Origin of the sequence: Polycladomyces subterraneus (assembly GCF_030433435.1) — a bacterium.
Taxonomy (GTDB): Bacteria; Bacillota; Bacilli; order Thermoactinomycetales; family JIR-001; genus Polycladomyces; species Polycladomyces subterraneus.
Genome location: NZ_JANRHH010000047.1, coordinates 129,221 through 146,016, shown reverse-complemented (window position 1 = coordinate 146,016; position 16,796 = coordinate 129,221). Strand labels below are relative to the sequence as shown.

The following is a 16,796-nucleotide window of genomic DNA, read 5'->3' as shown; positions in this document are numbered from 1 at the left end:
ACGGGTGCACAATAAAAAAAGCGGCCCGTTCCCCTTGGCCGCTTTTTCACCTTTCTTCCATCGTTTGGCCCAACGATTGATCCCAATCGTCCAACAACACCGGATACACCGCTTCCACGCGATGAAGTGATCCGTCGCTTGCGACCGTTCCTTTCAACCAAAACCGGTATTCCGACCAGTTCGGCGGAAAGCCCCGCAAATTGAGCGGCAACCACTTTTTCCCCACTAACAGCACAGGGCCGGACGGCGGAACGGCCAACAAATAGGTACCTGTCATCGTCGTTTCTTCGACTGTTCGTTCTTGAACCCCATGTTGCACTAGCCATTTTCTCACCTCAAACGCCAAGGGCAATGACTGGATCAAGGAAGGATACACTTTACGGTAAGCGGCATACACGGTTTCGATCCCTTCGCCATCCAACCAGCGGAAGAGATGTTTGATCGTGTTGAGAAAAATCTTGGCTTTCACCGCATTGCCGCCAACACGGTCGACATACCAAACACCGCAAAAATGGGCGAGCACATCTTCATTGAATCGGGACCAAGTAAACGATTTCCCAAAATACAGGGAAATGTATTCCACCAAGTACTCCAATGAGCGTGTAAACAACTTCTGTGTACGCGGTTGGTATTCAGAGACCGCATTCATAAAAAACAGCTCCAATTGCTGGGTGACCAAATCCGGAAGCCCTTTTTCTTCTTCTTTCAACGACGGCAGAGAAGGCAGGGCACGGACTTCAGCAGTTGGAGCCACTTCTTCCCGAGAGGCCTGTGCGGTGGAGAGCTGGTCCCATTCTTTGGCACGATGCATGGCCCAACCCAACACATGCAACCCGTTTTGCCGCCAGAACTCCCGCTCTCCTGCCGGATTCCGGGGCACTTGTTCCTCCAGATGCATCAAGATCTCCCCTCTCATCTGTTGTGTAAACGCGGTGTAGGGGCCAAACAATTCGTAGCGATTTCCCAATCGAGAGAGACGTCCGATCAACACATCACCTTTATGTAAAGGTTCAAATACCTTGGTAACGTACGTTTCCTCACCAAGAATCGGTCGGAGCAACACTTCCCGATCTCCGGTGTGACACACCTCGTAGCATCCGAGATGAACATCCCGCAACTGATCGGCCACCTCCAACCGATCCGCTTGCAGATTCGTCGTCTCTCTCCATACATCAATCGGCCGACGCCCGTCGACACACGGTGCGTCCAGCATCAACCAAAATCGATAAGCATGAGTGAAATGCGAAGGGAGAGGTTTGTTGGATGGAAAACGCAGAATCTCTTTAAAGCGTTCCTCCCATTTTTTCTCTTCTTCCCTCGAAACGTGTCGTCGAAACCATTCCGTGAGATCCTTAAGGATCTCGTTTTTGACCTGGATTTCCCGCTTTTCACGAAGTTGTTCGGCCGCCTGAATGGCCACGACACGTTCGCAACATTTTTTGTATTTTTTTCCACTACCGCAGGGGCATGGATCATTTCGACCAATCATAGTTCACACTCCAAAAGGATATTCCTTACACTCAGTATATCGGAAATGGGTACAAGAGACAAAAGAAAATTGCAAAAAAATCCATGAAATGACGTTACAGGGAAGCATTGCAGTCCACTCTCGACAATGTTCTCCAGAAAAAGAAAACCTGCAGCAACTTTGCTGCAGGTTCCTACGTCTAATCTTTTAGAATGTAAATCGTCACATTCCGACGACCCCATTGGATTGCATCCTGCTCCGAATCGAAATACAGATCGATGATATTCCCTTTGACTGCGCCACCAGTATCTTCAGCCACACCCACACCGTAACCTGGGATATACATTTTGGTTCCCAGTGGAATCACATCCGGGTCAACCGCGATCGTTCCGTGATGAGGGGTGGTCCCGGTCGCAGTTTTGGCGTTGCCGGTAGAAGTGTATCCTGTCGCTTCCACGTCCATCGTCTTTGTATACTCCATACCGGCAATTTTGGAAGAACCGTGTTCTTCGGCCACTTGCGTGTCCTGTTTTTGTTCTTCCGGTATCTCTGTTCCAGTCCCGACGGCGACAAGCATATGTACTGGAAGAATTTCTTCGATTAAGCGTTCATCCGTTACCAAAGGTTTGCCGTTTTTGTAGATCAGTGCCACTTCGTAAATCCTTTTTCCGTTGACGCCTTTTTTAAGGACTTGCTCTTTGCCTTTTTGCAATTTGGGGTCTTCTTTTTTCACCGTCTTATACGGCGTGAGTTCCACTTTCTTTTTGATCCGTTTTTCAATCCGGTCTACGACCAGCAACATGTTGTCGGTGATTTTGGCATTCAGCGGGGCGTTCACCTGATCCCAACGATTCAGCTGAATATGGCGCTCCGCCAAAAACTGCCCTACCGTGGGTTGCTTCGTCGTATAGGTTCCCGAGTTTTGGCCTCCGACCTCCAACTGAACCTTGCATTGGCACAGCAGTTGGACTTTTGCATTGTCGGTCAGTGTCTGGTTCCACGGAATACTGGGAATATATTTCTTTTTCAGTTTTTGGATGTCATACCCTTCATTTTCCAATGCTTCTTCCAATGTGCCCCCCATCACACTGGTGACCAAGGGGTGATCTTTATCGCTGAAGGTGATGGTTACATCTTCTTGCATCGCATAAACCAGTGTTCCGGAAAGGAGCAGGATGGACACAATCCCGATTCCGATCAGAAGGATTTTTTTCATCCAACGCCTCCTTTACTGAAAGTACCCAAAAACACGTTTACTATTATAGCAGATACGACAGATGTCCAGCCATGAAAATTTTCCCCGTGATTTTCCATCTCCTTACTGATGCTACCGAAAAACTAGGATCTCTCACTTATCCTTCAAAATACTCCTGATGAAAAATCGGAAACAAAAATCCCGCCCATACTGAGCGGGATTTCTACACAGCGGATGCTTCATTTTCCTCTTATCAGGACGAGTCTGGTTAACTTTTCCCAGCTCGTTCTAACCGCGCCTACAAGAAGCACACCTCGTTCCCGGAGGCGCTGAAAACATGGCCCCTGAACCTGATTCATTAGTTTGTGCTGGTTATCGTGTACACATTGCTTTCCCGGCTCTCTCCACCTGCATTCAACTCATGACCGCTCCACCCCGGAGCCCAGGACGCGGGCAGTCGATCCCATTCCTGCGCTTTCCGGGTCTTCGTTCAGCCGGGCTTAGTTCTTCGCTCACCTGGGAAACAATACCTCTTTAAGGAAATGACCAGACACACCCTAGTCAGCCACAGTGGCATTTCCACGCGAGCTACTTTCCGCCCCTTCGCCATAAGAGCGAGGAAGCTGCGCCGGCGGAATCGGCGATTCTTCATACTCCGATTTCTTTTCCAACGGTTGCGGCTGGGTCGGCGGCACTTTTTCCGATTCCGGTACCTGCCGTGGCGCTTCGGGTACCGGGTGCGGCTTGTTCCGTATTTCTTCCGGTCCGTAAATCGACACGGTTAACCTGCCGTACCGGGCATTCGTCACAATCAGTACCGGTTGATTCAACTGATTTTGAAACCGGAAATCGGGTCCACCCCACGAGACGGTTGCATCGCGGCCGATCGGGACATAAGTTACCTCTTTACTGTGACTCACTCGCTGGATGATACGCAAACCCGCTTGGTCGACAGCGTTGAACAAGGTACTGGACGTTTGACAAATGCCTCCACCGATGCCTTCTGTGTACTCACCACGCACAATGATCGGCGCCGGTTTGAAGCCACGGGCTTCCGTACGTGGTCCGACCGCTTGGTTGAAGGAAAACACTTCCCCCACATCCACCACATGATAGTCGATGGCTTTGGCTGACAACCAAATGTTGTGTGAGCGATTGGCATGATTCGGATTGTACAAGGTGGAATAACGTCCGATTCGTTTTTCTTTGATCTGTTCCAATATTTCCGTGGTGATGGATGGAAACAGCGTTCGGTACGGTATAGGCTGAGGTCGGTTGACGTATTCATGAATATTGTCAAGCCAGTCGTCAATTTTCTGTTGATCCAGTTTACGACCGTTCCGGTGAGGCTGAATGGTTCGGTCGACAAAACAGGCGTTTCGCGGTGCTTGGTATACACGTTCCTCAACCTGTTTTAACCACTTATGGAACTCTCCTCGGTTCAACGTCGTCGGATCGATACCATCATATCCAAACCTACGCAGATCCACGGACCATCGTTGTCCATCCGTTTCCAAAATGAACATTTGCGGTGTGGGGGCCGCTTTTGGATGTGACTGGCCCGACTTCAGAGGTTCCTGGGCGATGCCACAGCCATACACCAACAGCAGCACCACCGTGATCATCACCGCTCGTTTCATGGTGATCCCCCTCTCTTCGTCTTTTAGTGTGCATCATTCACTGGAGGATACTTGAAGAAATAATCACCAATCATCTGTGACAATTCCGCCATTCGTTGTTTCGATTTGGTGACATCCACCTGAGTATAGGAAAAGAAGGGTATGATAATACAGAGATCATAAAGGAGGGAAACCGCGTGGACGGATTGACGATCAGTCGGCTGTTGACGGCTGAAACGCTGGGTTTTCACATCATTTGGGCAACCATCGGTGTCGGCTTGCCCATTTTTATCTCCATCGCGGAAGGATGGGGGATTTACCGGAAAGATCCCCACTACATCCTGATGGCCCGCAGATGGACACGCGGGTTTGTGATCACCGTCGCCGTCGGGGTTGTGACGGGTACGTGCATCGGCTTGATGCTCAGTCTCTTGTGGCCCCGGTTCATGCAAGTGGCCGGCAATACCATCAGTTTGCCCCTGTTTATGGAGACGTTCGCGTTTTTCTTTGAAGCGATCTTTCTCGGCATTTACCTTTACACTTGGGACCGTTTCCGCAAACCGATCTATCACTGGCTGACATCGATCCCGATCATCATTGGTTCAACCATGTCGGCTGTATTTATCACGACAGTGAATGCTTGGATGAATACACCGACAGGCTTTACGATTAAAAATGGTACGTTGACCAATATCCGTCCGTTGGAAGCCATGTTGAATCCAGCAACACCGACCAAAGTGGCACACGTGCTGTCTTCCGCTTACCTGACAGGAGCGTTTCTGCTGGCTTCCATCGCTGCTTATTCCATTTTGAAGGGACGTCAACACATTTATTTTCAAAAAGCACTCCGATTGACGATGGTCTCCGGATTTATCCTCGCCATCGCCACCTTGATCGCCGGGGACCTGTCCGGAAAATTCTTGGCTAAACATCAACCGGAAAAACTGGCTGCCGCCGAATGGCATTTTGAAACACAACCACATGCACCGCTTATTGTAGGCGGCATTCTGAACCCAAAAACATTGGAAGTCCGATACGGGATTGAGATTCCGTCGGCTCTGAGCATTTTGGCAAAGGGGAGCCCTTCTGCGGAAGTGATCGGGCTGAACGATATTCCACGACACCTCTGGCCGCCGCTGTATGTACATTACCTGTTTGACATGATGGTAGCGATCGGTTTCTACCTGATTTTCATCTCAGCTGTATTCCTCTTCCTCTGGGCAAAAAAAGGATGGAATGAATGGCACCCATGGGTGATGCGCGGCATACTCGCCGGTGGTCCCTTATCCTTCCTCGCCATCGAATTGGGTTGGATCTACGCGGAAGTTGGGCGACAACCATGGATGATCCGTGGGATAATGACGGTAAAAGAAGGCGTGACCACATCGGAGCACACACTGCCGGTGTTTTTGATCTTCACTTTCCTCTACGTAGCCCTGGGCATCATCGCTGTGACCGTATTGAGCCGTCTGTTTCGAAACAAAACACCGGAATCGGAACTGGCTGACCGCAACATCATTCTATAGAAAGGGGGGTGAATGACCGTGCATTTGGAATGGATCGGGATCACGGTGCTGTGGACCTTTTTGTACGGCTATTTGATCGTGGCGTCCATCGACTTTGGAGCCGGATTTTTTTCCTATTACAGTGCGGTAACCAAACAGGAACACATCATCAACCAGATCATCGACCGATATTTATCCCCTGTGTGGGAAGTTACCAACGTGTTTCTGGTGTTCTTTTTCGTCGGATTAGTCGGTTTTTTTCCTGAAACGGCGTATTACTACGGAACCACCTTGTTGCTCCCCGGCGGAATCGCCCTTTTGTTGCTAGCGATCCGTGGTTCGTTTTACGCCTTTGCCAATTATGGCGCGCGGAAAAGCCGGTTGTATTTGTTTCTGTACGGCGCAACCGGACTGTTTATCCCTGCCTCTCTGTCTACGGTGCTGACCATATCCGAAGGGGGATTCATCCGCAAAGAAGGCGATGATGTCATCTTTTTACCGGATCGGCTGTTGACCAGCCCGTATTCCTGGTCGGTCGTCTTCCTCGCCTTGGTCAGTGTACTTTACATCAGCGCCAGTTTCCTTACGTTTTATGCACACCGTGCAGAAGACCGTCCCGCCATGGAGCTGTTGCGTAAATATGCACTCGCTTGGAGCGGACCGACGATTCTGGCCAGTTTCCTCGTCTTTGTCGGATTATCTCAGCACAATCCTCAGCATTTCGCCAAAACGTTGGAGCTGTGGTGGATGTTTGCCTTATCCCTGCTTTGCTTCCTTGGAGCGGTCACCCTGATCTGGAAGCGTAAAGCGCTGGGATGGGCGTTCATCCTCGTCATGCTTCAGTTTGCATTCGCGTTCTACGGTTACGGTATCTCCCACCTGCCATACCTGTTGTATCCGTATGTGACGATTCACTCCGCATTGACCAACTCCACGATGGGAGTGGCGTTGGTGACCGCGTTTATTGCTGGCCTGTTTTTGCTCATTCCGTCATTGTATCTCTTGTTGCGCTTGTTTCTGTTCAATGCAAAATACGTTCGCGGTGAAAAAGGAGGCCCCCGCTCTTAAAGTGGGGGCTGGGACTACTGACAAAGTGGTCGTGGTCTAGGTAGCCATTCGTGATTTCGGGTGCACTGTTTTCCTTCTCGCTCCTGTTGCTCTAAGGTCGCTCGTGGGAAAATGGCCCATTTAATTCCTGGCTTTTCTGTCGGACTTTGTCCTCCTCTGGTTTCATTCTCCCTCGGACATCACAGCACCCTTTCAAATCCGTCCTGAGCGACGTCCAGCCGTTTCCACCAATGCTTCAAACAATCTTCGGGAAAAAGCGTCCGTCTCTGCCATGCATTCGGGATGCCACTGTACGCCCACGACAAACCGGTGTCGCGCACTTTCGATTGCCTCGATCACACCATCGCCCGTCCGTGCGGCAACCCGCAGCGGAGAGAGGACTCTGCGAACGGCTTGATGATGAAAGCTGTTAACCCGGACAGTATTTTCCTTGGCCAAACGATGCAGCAAGGTGCCTTCCACGAGCTGAATCGCATGCGTGGCATGGTAACGGGGTGATCGCTGACGATGCTGTAGTAGACCCTCGCGTTGAGTGTACAAATCTTGATACATGTCGCCACCCACAGCGATGTTCAATACTTGACATCCCCTGCAGATGGCCAGAAGCGGTTTGTCCCATTCCAAGAAAAGACGGATCAGAGCCGTCTCCATGCGATCCCGTTCCGGCACAATCTCTCCCAAGCCGGGTAACGGTTCTTCCCCGAACAATGACGGATCGATATCCCCTCCGCCGGTCAACACCACGCCGTCTAAGCGATGAGCCATCTCAGTTACGACCTCCGGATCTTCACAGAACGGAATCGCCACCGGTATTCCTCCTGCGCTACGGACCGCATCGCTGTAATCGCGTGACAACGTCTGCACCCGTTCTTCCCTCAGGGACATCGTCAACCCGATCAACGGCCTCATATTTCTGCCCCCTCCCCTTTTGATTCAATCCGGTATCACTCATTCAATCGCTGTTTCAATATACGCATCTGCAGACAGCAACTGTACTGCGGGAATGGCCGATTCAAACAAAAAACAACACCGGTGTATCCGGTGTTGAGACTCCCATTTATTCTGCTTGGCGGGTGGGTGCCCGATCTTCAAACAAGTATTTGATGGAGTAAATTCCCGCCACCCCCACGAGGCTATAAATGATCCGACTGATGATCGATGAATCGCGCGTGGCGTCTCCTCCAAAGATGGCGGATACCAAATCCCATTGAAACAGTCCGATCAGCAACCAGTTCAAAGCACCGACAATCACCAATATGAAAGCCAAACGGCCCATCATGATCCTCCTTTCTGCAATTCAGCTTCAGTATTTCAATATTTGTGGGGATGTATAACAAAAAAACTCCGGGATTCCGGAGTTTGTAGAGATGAATTCTCAAGCACCTTGTTCCGCTTGTTGTTTACGGCGATATTCTTCCGCCAGCTTATCAATCTCTTTCTTCAGTTCCTCCACCATTTTCTCTTCCGGGATTTTGCGGATGATCTTTCCATGTCGGAACAACAATCCCTCTCCGCGTGCACCGGCGATGCCAATGTCGGCTTCTTTGGCTTCCCCTGGACCGTTGACCGCGCAACCCAAGACGGATACCTTGATCGGCGCTTGAATTTTGGAGATGTATTCCTCAATCTCATTGGCGATACTGATCAAATCAATCTCAATGCGCCCACAAGTGGGACAGGAGATTAACGTAGCGGCATTGGCGGCCAATCCGAAAGCCTTCAGCAATTCCCGGGCCACTTTCACTTCTTCCACCGGATCAGCGCTCAAGGAAATCCGAATGGTGGAACCGATCCCCATCGCCAACAGCGCTCCCAGGCCGGCGGCGCTTTTCACTGTGCCCGAGAACAAGGTTCCCGATTCGGTAATGCCGAGATGGAGCGGATAACGGAACGTTTCAGCCGCTTTTTTGTAGGCCTCGATCGCGAGACGCACATCGGACGCTTTGAGCGATACGACGATGTCGTGGAAATCGAGCTCTTCCAAAATGCCAATATGGTAGAGGGCGCTTTCGACCATTCCCTCTGCAGTCGGATAGCCGTATTTCTCCAAGATCCGTTTTTCCAATGAACCGGCGTTAACCCCGATGCGGATGGGAATGCCCCGTTCTTTTGCAGCCTTGACCACCGCTTCCACTTTTTCGCGTCGACCGATATTACCGGGGTTGATCCGGATCTTGTCGATACCGCCTTCGATCGCTTTCAACGCCAATTTGTAATCGAAATGAATGTCAGCCACCAATGGTACGTTTACTTCTTTTTTGATCAACGGAATGGCTTCCGCAGCCCGCATATCAGGCACTGCAACACGGACAATCTGGCAACCCGCTTCCGCCAGTCGATTGATTTCCTCCACTGTTGCTTTGACATCATGCGTTTTGGTGGTGGTCATGCTTTGAATGACCACTTGATCATTCCCGCCGATTTGGATGTTCCCAACTTTAACCGGTCTGGTTTCCGTTCGATGGAACATGGATCTGATCGCTCCTTTGTATCGATCCGTCAAATGGTGGCATTAGGAAAATCATGGATGAGTCCTACATTCCACCTATATGAGTATACCATATTTCAAGCTGACGAAAAGGGAGCCTTTTGGCTCCCCGTAAACAGCTCATCAAGTTTGCAAACAGACGCTTGGGTGCGTCTCATCAATCCCTTTTGTCCGAGGTTAGCTAGCCTGTTTCCCTCACGGTTTCACATCAGCTCCAAGGTCGTTCATGGAAAACGGGCCGCCCTATCGTGAGGTCTACCGCGTTTCACACCGTTTGTCAAACATCCTGATGATCAGGTGATCAAATTCCCACACGTTCCTGGACTGCGCGGTATACTTCTTCCACCGTCTGCCCCTTGACACTGATCACCGGTGCGCCCGTATCAATGTTTTGCATGCCCATCACATCTTTGTCCACACCTGAAATCACACAGCAATCGCAAGTGTCAAGCTGGGTCGACGCGTTCAAAGGAACGACTTCATAACCATTGTCTCGCAAAAATTCCTGTACGTGTTTCAAATGATCTTCCACAGCGATGCGTTTCGCCATGACGGACACCTCCTTCATGGACCATAGGTTTTCACATACGGTCCCGGGATATGCGGTCAAATTTATGGTGCTGCGATTATTACGAATCAGCCTGACGAACGTAGGCGACCAACGCGACGTCTTGCTGCAGTAAGCGGTGTAACTCTTGCTCCGCCTGTGAGATCATCCGCATCACATCCGGACGATCTTCCAGGTTGACCAATCGGTACCCTTTCTTGCTTTGATCATACGTGTTCATGATCTCCTGATCCGTTCCTTTCCTTTGTTCATCATCATGCTCAACGAGATGGGAAGCATGCCGAACCATCGCACCGTCCACGGTTCCTTCTTTTTCTGCAATTGTTTGCGTTCCTGCCTCGGGGTTTCCACATACCAGATCATCCGTTCCAACATCATGCGTACCAAATCTTTGGAAGACAAAAACAACACCCCCTACGGTCTTAGGATGACCGCAAGGGGGCATGTTTAAACGCGACGTCCATCTCCCTACGCCACCACTGTTCAATTTCCTCCGCCACTTCAGATGCGGTTCGGCCCGTGGTCTCCACTTTCCAGTCGGCAAAATCGTATTTACCCGCCCGCTCCTGCATCAATTGTCGGACACGCTGTTTCAGATCTCCATGCAACAACGGCCGATTGGTATCACCTGCCAACCGTTGGCAAATCTCTTCCGCTGAGGCTTGTAGGCAAACCACCCAACCGCGCTGCTTCATCCGTTCGACGTTTTCATCTCGGAGAACGATGCCCCCTCCCGTGGCGATCACTCGGGGGGCCTCCGCCAACACTTGAGACAACACTTGTGTTTCGATATCACGAAAGCCCTGCTCACCCTGTTCCTTAAACAATTGGGTGATGGTTTGTCCCGTGGTTTGCTCGATCATACGGTCGGTATCCGTCATCGGAAGTCCCAGGCGTTCAGACAGCGCCCGTCCCACCGATGTTTTGCCGGTCCCCATCATGCCGATCAAAATCAGGTGCTGTTTCATTTGCTCTGTGTTCTCCTTTGATGCTGCATCTGCATGTATCACTCACTATATTACTTGATTGCTCTGACGTCTGTCGAATGGGTTCCGCATCAGCGTGTCAACGACGTTGGGTTATCGTTCCCATCGGACGATGGTCCATCTCCGGTTTTCCAGCACAGCGCGGACGGTTTGTACGATCCCGTATCTCCGCTCTCCAACGGCAGTCACATTCCAATACCCAGTCGGGCCCGGTTGGGCCCGGACCCGCACTTTCGTCCCATCCCAGGTGAAAGAAAGAGTCCCTCGAACGGTTCGCCGTTCGGCCAGCATCAACTGAATCCGGGTAATCCCTGTTTCCGCCGCATATTGCGCCTGTGTCATTTCCCACTGCCACATCGTATCATCCCTGTTGTCGGCAAAACTGCTCACAGCAGCGGTCAGCAACAAAAAGAGCATCATTGTAACGGCCAATACCATCGGCAACGCGAAGCCGTTATGCCGACTACGGCCTGTCTGCAGGTGCGCGACATCGGATAAACGTAAACACTTCCAGGTCGGCATACCAGTTTTGCAATCCCACCTCTACCTTCACTCCATCCTCTACCTGAACGAAAGAAAGGAAATACACTTCGTGCAACATCACAGTAGTCCCGGAAAAGAAACGATCACCGGGATGACGAACATCCCGAATCACCGCCGTTTTTTAACTGGTAACACACGATGCTCCCGTCGGGGCGATCCAACCATAACGCACCTTCCGTTCCGCTACGAACCCTGACAGATCCTCCCGCCATCGTATCACCACTTCCGACTCCAGCAAACGGGAATAAATCAACCTTTTACGGAGAGTGACCCGAAACATCGTCTTGGCACGGCTGATCTACATCTTCTTGTTGAACGGCGGCACGACCCGTTCCCGTTGGAGGCGTTCCATTTGTTCCTGTATCAACAGAACGGCTTCAAAACGCTGATCCTGTGCCTGATGTCGGATGCGCAACTCTGCAAATGCCGGAATGGCCGTGACAGCCAACAGACTGAGGATCATCAGTGCCGTCAACACTTCCGCCAACGTGAAACCACGTTCACTCCCAAATGTCTTCACGGCGCCGTCTCCACGCAGACACGCTCCGATGCCACCTGAACGATCACCATCCCCCGGACCGTGTTCCCCTCCAACAGGTGAATTGTTCCGCCCCGCACCTGCCCGCTTCGACGGAATACCAAAATCCCGCACGGATAATTGCTGACCAGTCGGTATCTCCGCGGTACCTCACCTGTCCGCCATACGTTGGAACCGGAGCGAATCCGATAATGCCGGCCATCTTTCATCAACTGTACAACCACCTCCCGTTCGCGGCTCACCGCCCACCGCTGTGACATACGCAAATCCGATTGCAGACGGGACAAAGTCATCTCCCGATCCACCCGTTCCCCGATTTGCGCCGCGGCCGGAATGGCCAACGCGGCCAACATCCCGATGCATGCCAGGGTCAATGCCATCTCCAATAAAGTCCCTTGTCCCGTATTTCACCCACCATGATCACGTTGGGATCTTGGCGGAGTACGGCGCGCAAACCCGCAGCGAAGGTGAAGCCCGCTTTCGGGTGAATCTGAATCTGGTTTACCCCCGCCATCTGAAACTCCACCGGGTCTTCCAATGTCACGATATTGGTCTTGGGGCGGTTCAACTCGCGCAACATCGCATACAGCGTCGTCGTCTTCCCTGATCCGGTCGGACCGGTGACCACGATCAATCCATGCGGTCTGGCAATCAAACGCGACACCCGAGACAGCTCCGGCTCGTCCATTCCCAATTCAGCCAACAGCCATCCGTCCGGACGATCACGCAACAAGCGGAGTACCACCTTTTCCCCGTGCACGGTCGGCATCGTGGATATGCTCACATCCACCTTTTCACCCCGATGCCGGATCGTCATCGCCCCATCCTGTGGTAGGCGTTTCTCCCCGATCCTTTCAAGCGGGACACGTATCGCAACACCCACTCGGACAGAATACGGTCAACCACTGTCAATAAACCGTCGATCCGAAACCGGATGCGCAAACCGTCCCCCTGTGGCTCCACATGAATATCACTGGCGCGCATGTCAATCGCCCGCTCCAGCAATTTCGCAATCGAAGCCGGAATATCCATCTCCCACCACCTCACCTTTTATACCCAGACACCCCCTTCTATTCTACAAATTTCATCATTTTCCTCTTTTTTACGACAATTATTGCTGTATAAAAATACCTTCACTGTGGCAATATATCTGTAGCTAGTGAAGAGTGACCTTCTGATTCTCAATATGAATGTGATGGGGAGTAGCCAAGCGGTAAGGCAACGGACTTTGACTCCGTGATGCGCAGGTTCGATTCCTGCCTCCCCAGCCATGACAAAAGCCCTCGAGACGCTGAGACGCTCGGGGGCTTTCTTTTGGGACGATTGGTGAATGGTTGGGGGAAACCCCGTGATTTTGCGATTTCTTTCCTTGATTTACTATAGACGAGAGAGTGTAGAGCCAGTATGCTAGAAAAGAGTCGGGAAAAGTAGAAGGTGGTGATTGCCAACATGTCCATCATCGCATGGATCGGGGGCGCCATGGCGATGGCGATCGTCACGCTATGGATCATCGCTCGTCGAAACACGTATAAACCGATGGTGAAACATGTGAACCTCAAAATTCCTCGCCCGGTTCTCGCTTCTCCATTGATGATTCTTCATTTAACCGACTTGCACATGGAGAAGCTGTCGATTTCACCCCAAGCGTTGCTTGCGCAAATCGGGGATACGAATATCGACTTGATCGCATTGACGGGTGACTACCTGGACACTCCGCGGATGACTGACCGCTTTCTGGAATATATGGACGTTTTGGCTTCATTGAAACCTCGTTACGGAATGTACGCAGTATTCGGCAACCATGATTATTGCATCGAAAAACTTTTGCCTCAGTTGAAAAAAGAGATGGAGAAGCGCGGCTGCTCCGTACTGCAGAACGAACACCGTACGCTGCAGTTGGAAGACGGTGTTCGGCTCAACATCATCGGTGTGGATGATCATTACACCGGACGCAGTGATTTGGCTCGCGCATACAAAGATGTCCCGGACGGCATCAACCTCGTGTTGACACACGATCCCAACATTGTACTGGAGATGGCCGATTATCCGTTTGACTATCTGCTTTCCGGTCATTTCCACGGCGGACAGATTCACTGGCCCAAACCGTACCATCTGAAAAAGATGGGACAACTTCCGCACCTTCGCATTTTCCGCGGACTGCATTTTTACCAGAACCGTGCATACTACATCAGCGAAGGACTGGGGCAGACGGCCCTCAATCTCCGCCTGCGTTCCCGTCCGGAGATTACATTCCACACTTTGAATACACCGACAGCTAGTTAAAAGTGGTTTAACTTGGCAGTTAACCGATCCGAAACATTCGGATCGGTTTTTTCCTTCACAATGTGTTCAGGATCACATCCGCCGCCCGCAGAGCAGAATCCGGCCTACCTAGCTGAAGGGCCTTTGCGCGCATTCGCAGCCATTGAGTATGATCTGTTTGCATGGATTGCATCTGTCGGGGAATGGCGGAAGGAGAGTCCTGACGAACCGCCACCCGCTGATGCAACAGAAAACGAGTGTTCCGCTCCTCTTGGCCGGGGATCGGACGGCAAATGATCAGCGGTAGCCCGGCGGCCAACGCTTCGGAACTGGTCAATCCTCCCGGCTTGGAAACAATCCAGTCTGACGCGTTCATCCATTGAGCCATCCGGTCCACATATCCCAACACGCGCACTTGATCCGCATCGCCGAAACGATTATTCAACCGTCGAAACAGGGATTCATTTTTTCCCGTCACAACCACCAACTGCACCTCTGGCCAATCGCGACAAAACGATGTCAAGCACGCTTCCATCGGCCCCAAGCCAACACCCCCGCCCATGATCAGCACCGTCAGACGATTCCCATCCAGCCCCAGCATGTGCCGAAGCTCGGACTTGGCCGGTTGTTGCACGGAAAAAGCAGGATCGATGGGAATGCCCGTGACATGAATCCGGCTGGGAGAGATGCCAAAACGCTGACGCAGGCGTTGTTCCACTCTTTCATGGGCCACAAGATAAAAATCGATAGTGGGGTCAACCCAAAAACCGTTAACATCGAAATCGGTGATGGCCGCACCCAATGCAAACGGCCGCTTCATTCTTTCCTTGATTCTGCCCATTGCACTTAAACATAACGCATGCGTACAAACCACGGCACGGGGTTGTACTTGTTCGACCCAATCTTTGAGCCGCTTGGCCACCACTTTCCCCAACGGCGTTTTGAACCAGTGGCTCAGTTCCCCTTCTCTTCGGTATGCCGCTCCCCACAGATGTGGTGCATACTGCAGGGTGTGAAGATAACATTTGCGGACCATCTGCTCCAGAGAAGGGTTGACCAACGGCAGACCGCAGGCGATTTCCGTTTGGAGCTGGGGAGCCGCGTATGCCAGCCCTTGTTGAATCGCCTGCGCCGCTTTGAAATGACCGTTGCCGCCGATCTGTTCTGTCAAAATCAACACTTTGTCCGTCATGGCTCCTCACCATCAAGATAACGCCGAAACAAGCGCGCTTTGGAAATGTAGACTCGTTTGGGGACCAAGGGGCTATTGCCCGTTTTCAGCCGCTTCCATCCTTCGGGATGGCAATTGGACAAAATGAATTTAAAAAACCAGGTTTTGTAAGCGGCATACCAAGTGTCGGGCAGATCCGTCACGTCAAATCCCAGGTGTTGCGATCCACGGTGCAAAAATGTTGTTCCCATCAATACCCTGATTTGACCCGATCGCGGATGATCGGCAACGAAACGCGCCAATGCGGGGAGTGATTGGCGTACTTCGGTCAGCACCCGCAACGCCATTTGGACGTCGTCTCCTCTATAACGACGCAAGATGTGAGCCAGCAAACAATTGTGCAAATGCAATTTGGCATACCAGTCCCCCCGATGTAAAACCACCCCGTCGGATGTCGTCAGCGTCGGTCCATGATACGGTTTGATCACCACACGGAACAGGTTTTGATTTTCCCTGTCAACGTACTGCAAGCGGGTACAGTGATAATACAGTTGATCCCACATACGCCAAGCCGACAATAAACCGCCACTCATCCCACCAACGCCTCCGATTCGAACTCTGCCCTGTTAGTATGGATCGGGGACGTAAACGGCATGCACACACAAAAAAAGCGCTCCGCAGTCGCGGAACGCGAACCATTTTTTTTCATTTGGCGGCACGTTTGAGCGCGCCACCGGCAATCACGACCAACAGAGCCAAAGCGAGCGGCACTGCCCAGGACAAAGCAGACACTGACTCGATGAACTGTTCATGGATGATGGGATCTTCCACGATCAACTGTCCGGCGGTATATCCCAAAATGGCGGAGCCGACATATACCAACCATGGCAGTTTGTTCATCATCACGGCGATGATCCGGCTTCCCCACATGATGATGGGGATACTTAACATCAAGCCGAACAGCACCAGCCAAAAATCGCCGTGCGACGCTCCCGCGACCGCCAGAACATTATCCAAGCTCATCACGACATCGGCGACGATAATCGTTTTGATGGCTTCCTTCAATCCCCGGCCGACATGGACTTCCGTCTCGTCATCCTCTTCGGAGACCAGTTTCACCGCAATCCACAGCAAGATCAATCCACCGATGGACATCAACAACGGGATATTCAATAAATAGGCGGCAATCCCGGTCAAAGCGACGCGAAGCACAATGGCAGCACTGGTACCGAAGATGATCGCTTTTTTTCGCTGTCGTTCAGGGAGCGCTCTTGCCGCCATACCGATAACGACGGCATTGTCCCCACTCAATACCAAGTCGAGGATGATGATATTTATAAATCCAATCAAAAATTGTGTATCCAATCCGACTCCATTCCTTCCCG

The 16,796-nt window shown here is 51.5% G+C and carries 19 protein-coding genes, 1 tRNA gene and 1 pseudogene; 4 read left to right on the top strand and 17 right to left on the bottom strand.

What is annotated here, in order from left to right; all coding sequences use genetic code 11:
- Positions 1-46: 46 nt before the first annotated feature.
- The 3 genes from NWF35_RS13545 to NWF35_RS13535 form a co-directional block, all read right to left on the bottom strand.
- Positions 47-1,489 carry a YecA family protein gene (locus NWF35_RS13545; protein ID WP_301239790.1) on the bottom strand — a complete coding sequence of 481 codons (1,443 nt, stop codon included), beginning with the start codon at positions 1,487-1,489 and terminating at the stop codon, positions 47-49.
- A gap of 178 nt (positions 1,490-1,667) precedes the next feature.
- On the bottom strand, positions 1,668-2,684 hold the full coding sequence (locus NWF35_RS13540; RefSeq protein ID WP_301239789.1) for a 3D domain-containing protein: 1,017 nt from the start codon (positions 2,682-2,684) through the stop codon (positions 1,668-1,670).
- A gap of 536 nt (positions 2,685-3,220) precedes the next feature.
- Positions 3,221-4,303 (bottom strand): VanW family protein, encoded by a 1,083-nt coding sequence (locus tag NWF35_RS13535; protein ID WP_301239788.1) that lies wholly within the window; start codon positions 4,301-4,303, stop codon positions 3,221-3,223.
- 176 nt (positions 4,304-4,479) lie between these two features.
- On the opposite strand from NWF35_RS13535, the gene NWF35_RS13530 reads away from it, so the two are divergent.
- Positions 4,480-5,808, top strand: coding sequence for a cytochrome ubiquinol oxidase subunit I (locus NWF35_RS13530; RefSeq protein WP_301239787.1), 1,329 nt, complete (start codon positions 4,480-4,482; stop codon positions 5,806-5,808).
- A gap of 18 nt (positions 5,809-5,826) precedes the next feature.
- A complete protein-coding gene (locus NWF35_RS13525) occupies positions 5,827-6,855 on the top strand; it encodes a cytochrome d ubiquinol oxidase subunit II (RefSeq protein ID WP_301239785.1) in 1,029 nt (342 codons plus the stop codon).
- 192 nt (positions 6,856-7,047) lie between these two features.
- Here the strand turns inward: NWF35_RS13525 and NWF35_RS13520 are convergent, their stop codons facing one another.
- From NWF35_RS13520 to NWF35_RS13470, 11 genes and pseudogenes are all read right to left on the bottom strand, one after another.
- A complete protein-coding gene (locus NWF35_RS13520) occupies positions 7,048-7,764 on the bottom strand; it encodes a gamma-glutamyl-gamma-aminobutyrate hydrolase family protein (RefSeq protein WP_301239784.1) in 717 nt (238 codons plus the stop codon).
- A gap of 148 nt (positions 7,765-7,912) precedes the next feature.
- On the bottom strand, positions 7,913-8,131 hold the full coding sequence (locus tag NWF35_RS13515; RefSeq protein WP_301239783.1) for a DUF378 domain-containing protein: 219 nt from the start codon (positions 8,129-8,131) through the stop codon (positions 7,913-7,915).
- Positions 8,132-8,230: 99 nt separating this feature from the next.
- On the bottom strand, positions 8,231-9,325 hold the full coding sequence (ispG, locus tag NWF35_RS13510; protein ID WP_435873899.1) for a flavodoxin-dependent (E)-4-hydroxy-3-methylbut-2-enyl-diphosphate synthase: 1,095 nt from the start codon (positions 9,323-9,325) through the stop codon (positions 8,231-8,233).
- A 319-nt stretch (positions 9,326-9,644) separates the two neighbouring features.
- Positions 9,645-9,893 (bottom strand): YkuS family protein, encoded by a 249-nt coding sequence (locus NWF35_RS13505; RefSeq protein WP_301239781.1) that lies wholly within the window; start codon positions 9,891-9,893, stop codon positions 9,645-9,647.
- 79 nt (positions 9,894-9,972) lie between these two features.
- Entirely contained in the window at positions 9,973-10,131 is a 159-nt protein-coding gene (locus tag NWF35_RS13500; protein WP_301239779.1) for a hypothetical protein, read from the bottom strand.
- Complete coding sequence (locus tag NWF35_RS13495; RefSeq protein WP_301239778.1) at positions 10,128-10,313, bottom strand: YqzE family protein; 186 nt, start codon at positions 10,311-10,313, stop codon at positions 10,128-10,130. Before NWF35_RS13495 ends, NWF35_RS13500 begins: the two co-directional genes overlap by 4 nt.
- Before the next feature lie 20 nt (positions 10,314-10,333).
- Complete coding sequence (locus NWF35_RS13490; RefSeq protein ID WP_301239777.1) at positions 10,334-10,879, bottom strand: shikimate kinase; 546 nt, start codon at positions 10,877-10,879, stop codon at positions 10,334-10,336.
- Between the two features lie 111 nt (positions 10,880-10,990).
- Complete coding sequence (locus NWF35_RS13485) at positions 10,991-11,419, bottom strand: hypothetical protein (protein ID WP_301239776.1); 429 nt, start codon at positions 11,417-11,419, stop codon at positions 10,991-10,993.
- A 319-nt stretch (positions 11,420-11,738) separates the two neighbouring features.
- The gene (locus NWF35_RS13480) at positions 11,739-11,960 is read right to left on the bottom strand and encodes a type II secretion system protein (RefSeq protein WP_301239775.1); all 222 of its coding nucleotides are present in this window, start codon (positions 11,958-11,960) and stop codon (positions 11,739-11,741) included.
- Positions 11,957-12,358, bottom strand: a complete 402-nt coding sequence (locus NWF35_RS13475) for a hypothetical protein (RefSeq protein ID WP_301239774.1) — start codon at positions 12,356-12,358, stop codon at positions 11,957-11,959. Before NWF35_RS13475 ends, NWF35_RS13480 begins: the two co-directional genes overlap by 4 nt.
- Positions 12,349-12,962: pseudogene (locus tag NWF35_RS13470) on the bottom strand (GspE/PulE family protein). The gene NWF35_RS13475 and the pseudogene NWF35_RS13470 overlap by 10 nt, the downstream one beginning before the upstream one ends.
- A gap of 212 nt (positions 12,963-13,174) precedes the next feature.
- Between NWF35_RS13470 and NWF35_RS13460 the strand changes: the two are divergent.
- Both NWF35_RS13460 and NWF35_RS13455 read left to right on the top strand, forming a co-directional pair.
- Positions 13,175-13,249 (top strand) — tRNA-Gln (locus tag NWF35_RS13460).
- A gap of 178 nt (positions 13,250-13,427) precedes the next feature.
- Positions 13,428-14,261, top strand: coding sequence for a metallophosphoesterase (locus tag NWF35_RS13455; protein WP_301239769.1), 834 nt, complete (start codon positions 13,428-13,430; stop codon positions 14,259-14,261).
- A 55-nt stretch (positions 14,262-14,316) separates the two neighbouring features.
- Here the strand turns inward: NWF35_RS13455 and NWF35_RS13450 are convergent, their stop codons facing one another.
- The 3 genes from NWF35_RS13450 to NWF35_RS13440 form a co-directional block, all read right to left on the bottom strand.
- Positions 14,317-15,432 carry an MGDG synthase family glycosyltransferase gene (locus NWF35_RS13450; protein WP_301239768.1) on the bottom strand — a complete coding sequence of 372 codons (1,116 nt, stop codon included), beginning with the start codon at positions 15,430-15,432 and terminating at the stop codon, positions 14,317-14,319.
- Positions 15,429-16,004, bottom strand: a complete 576-nt coding sequence (locus NWF35_RS13445) for a YkoP family protein (protein WP_301239767.1) — start codon at positions 16,002-16,004, stop codon at positions 15,429-15,431. Before NWF35_RS13445 ends, NWF35_RS13450 begins: the two co-directional genes overlap by 4 nt.
- Positions 16,005-16,116: 112 nt before the next feature.
- Positions 16,117-16,776: a TerC family protein gene (locus tag NWF35_RS13440; protein ID WP_301239766.1), complete on the bottom strand. Its 660-nt coding sequence runs from the start codon at positions 16,774-16,776 to the stop codon at positions 16,117-16,119.
- Between the last annotated feature and the right edge of the window lie 20 nt (positions 16,777-16,796).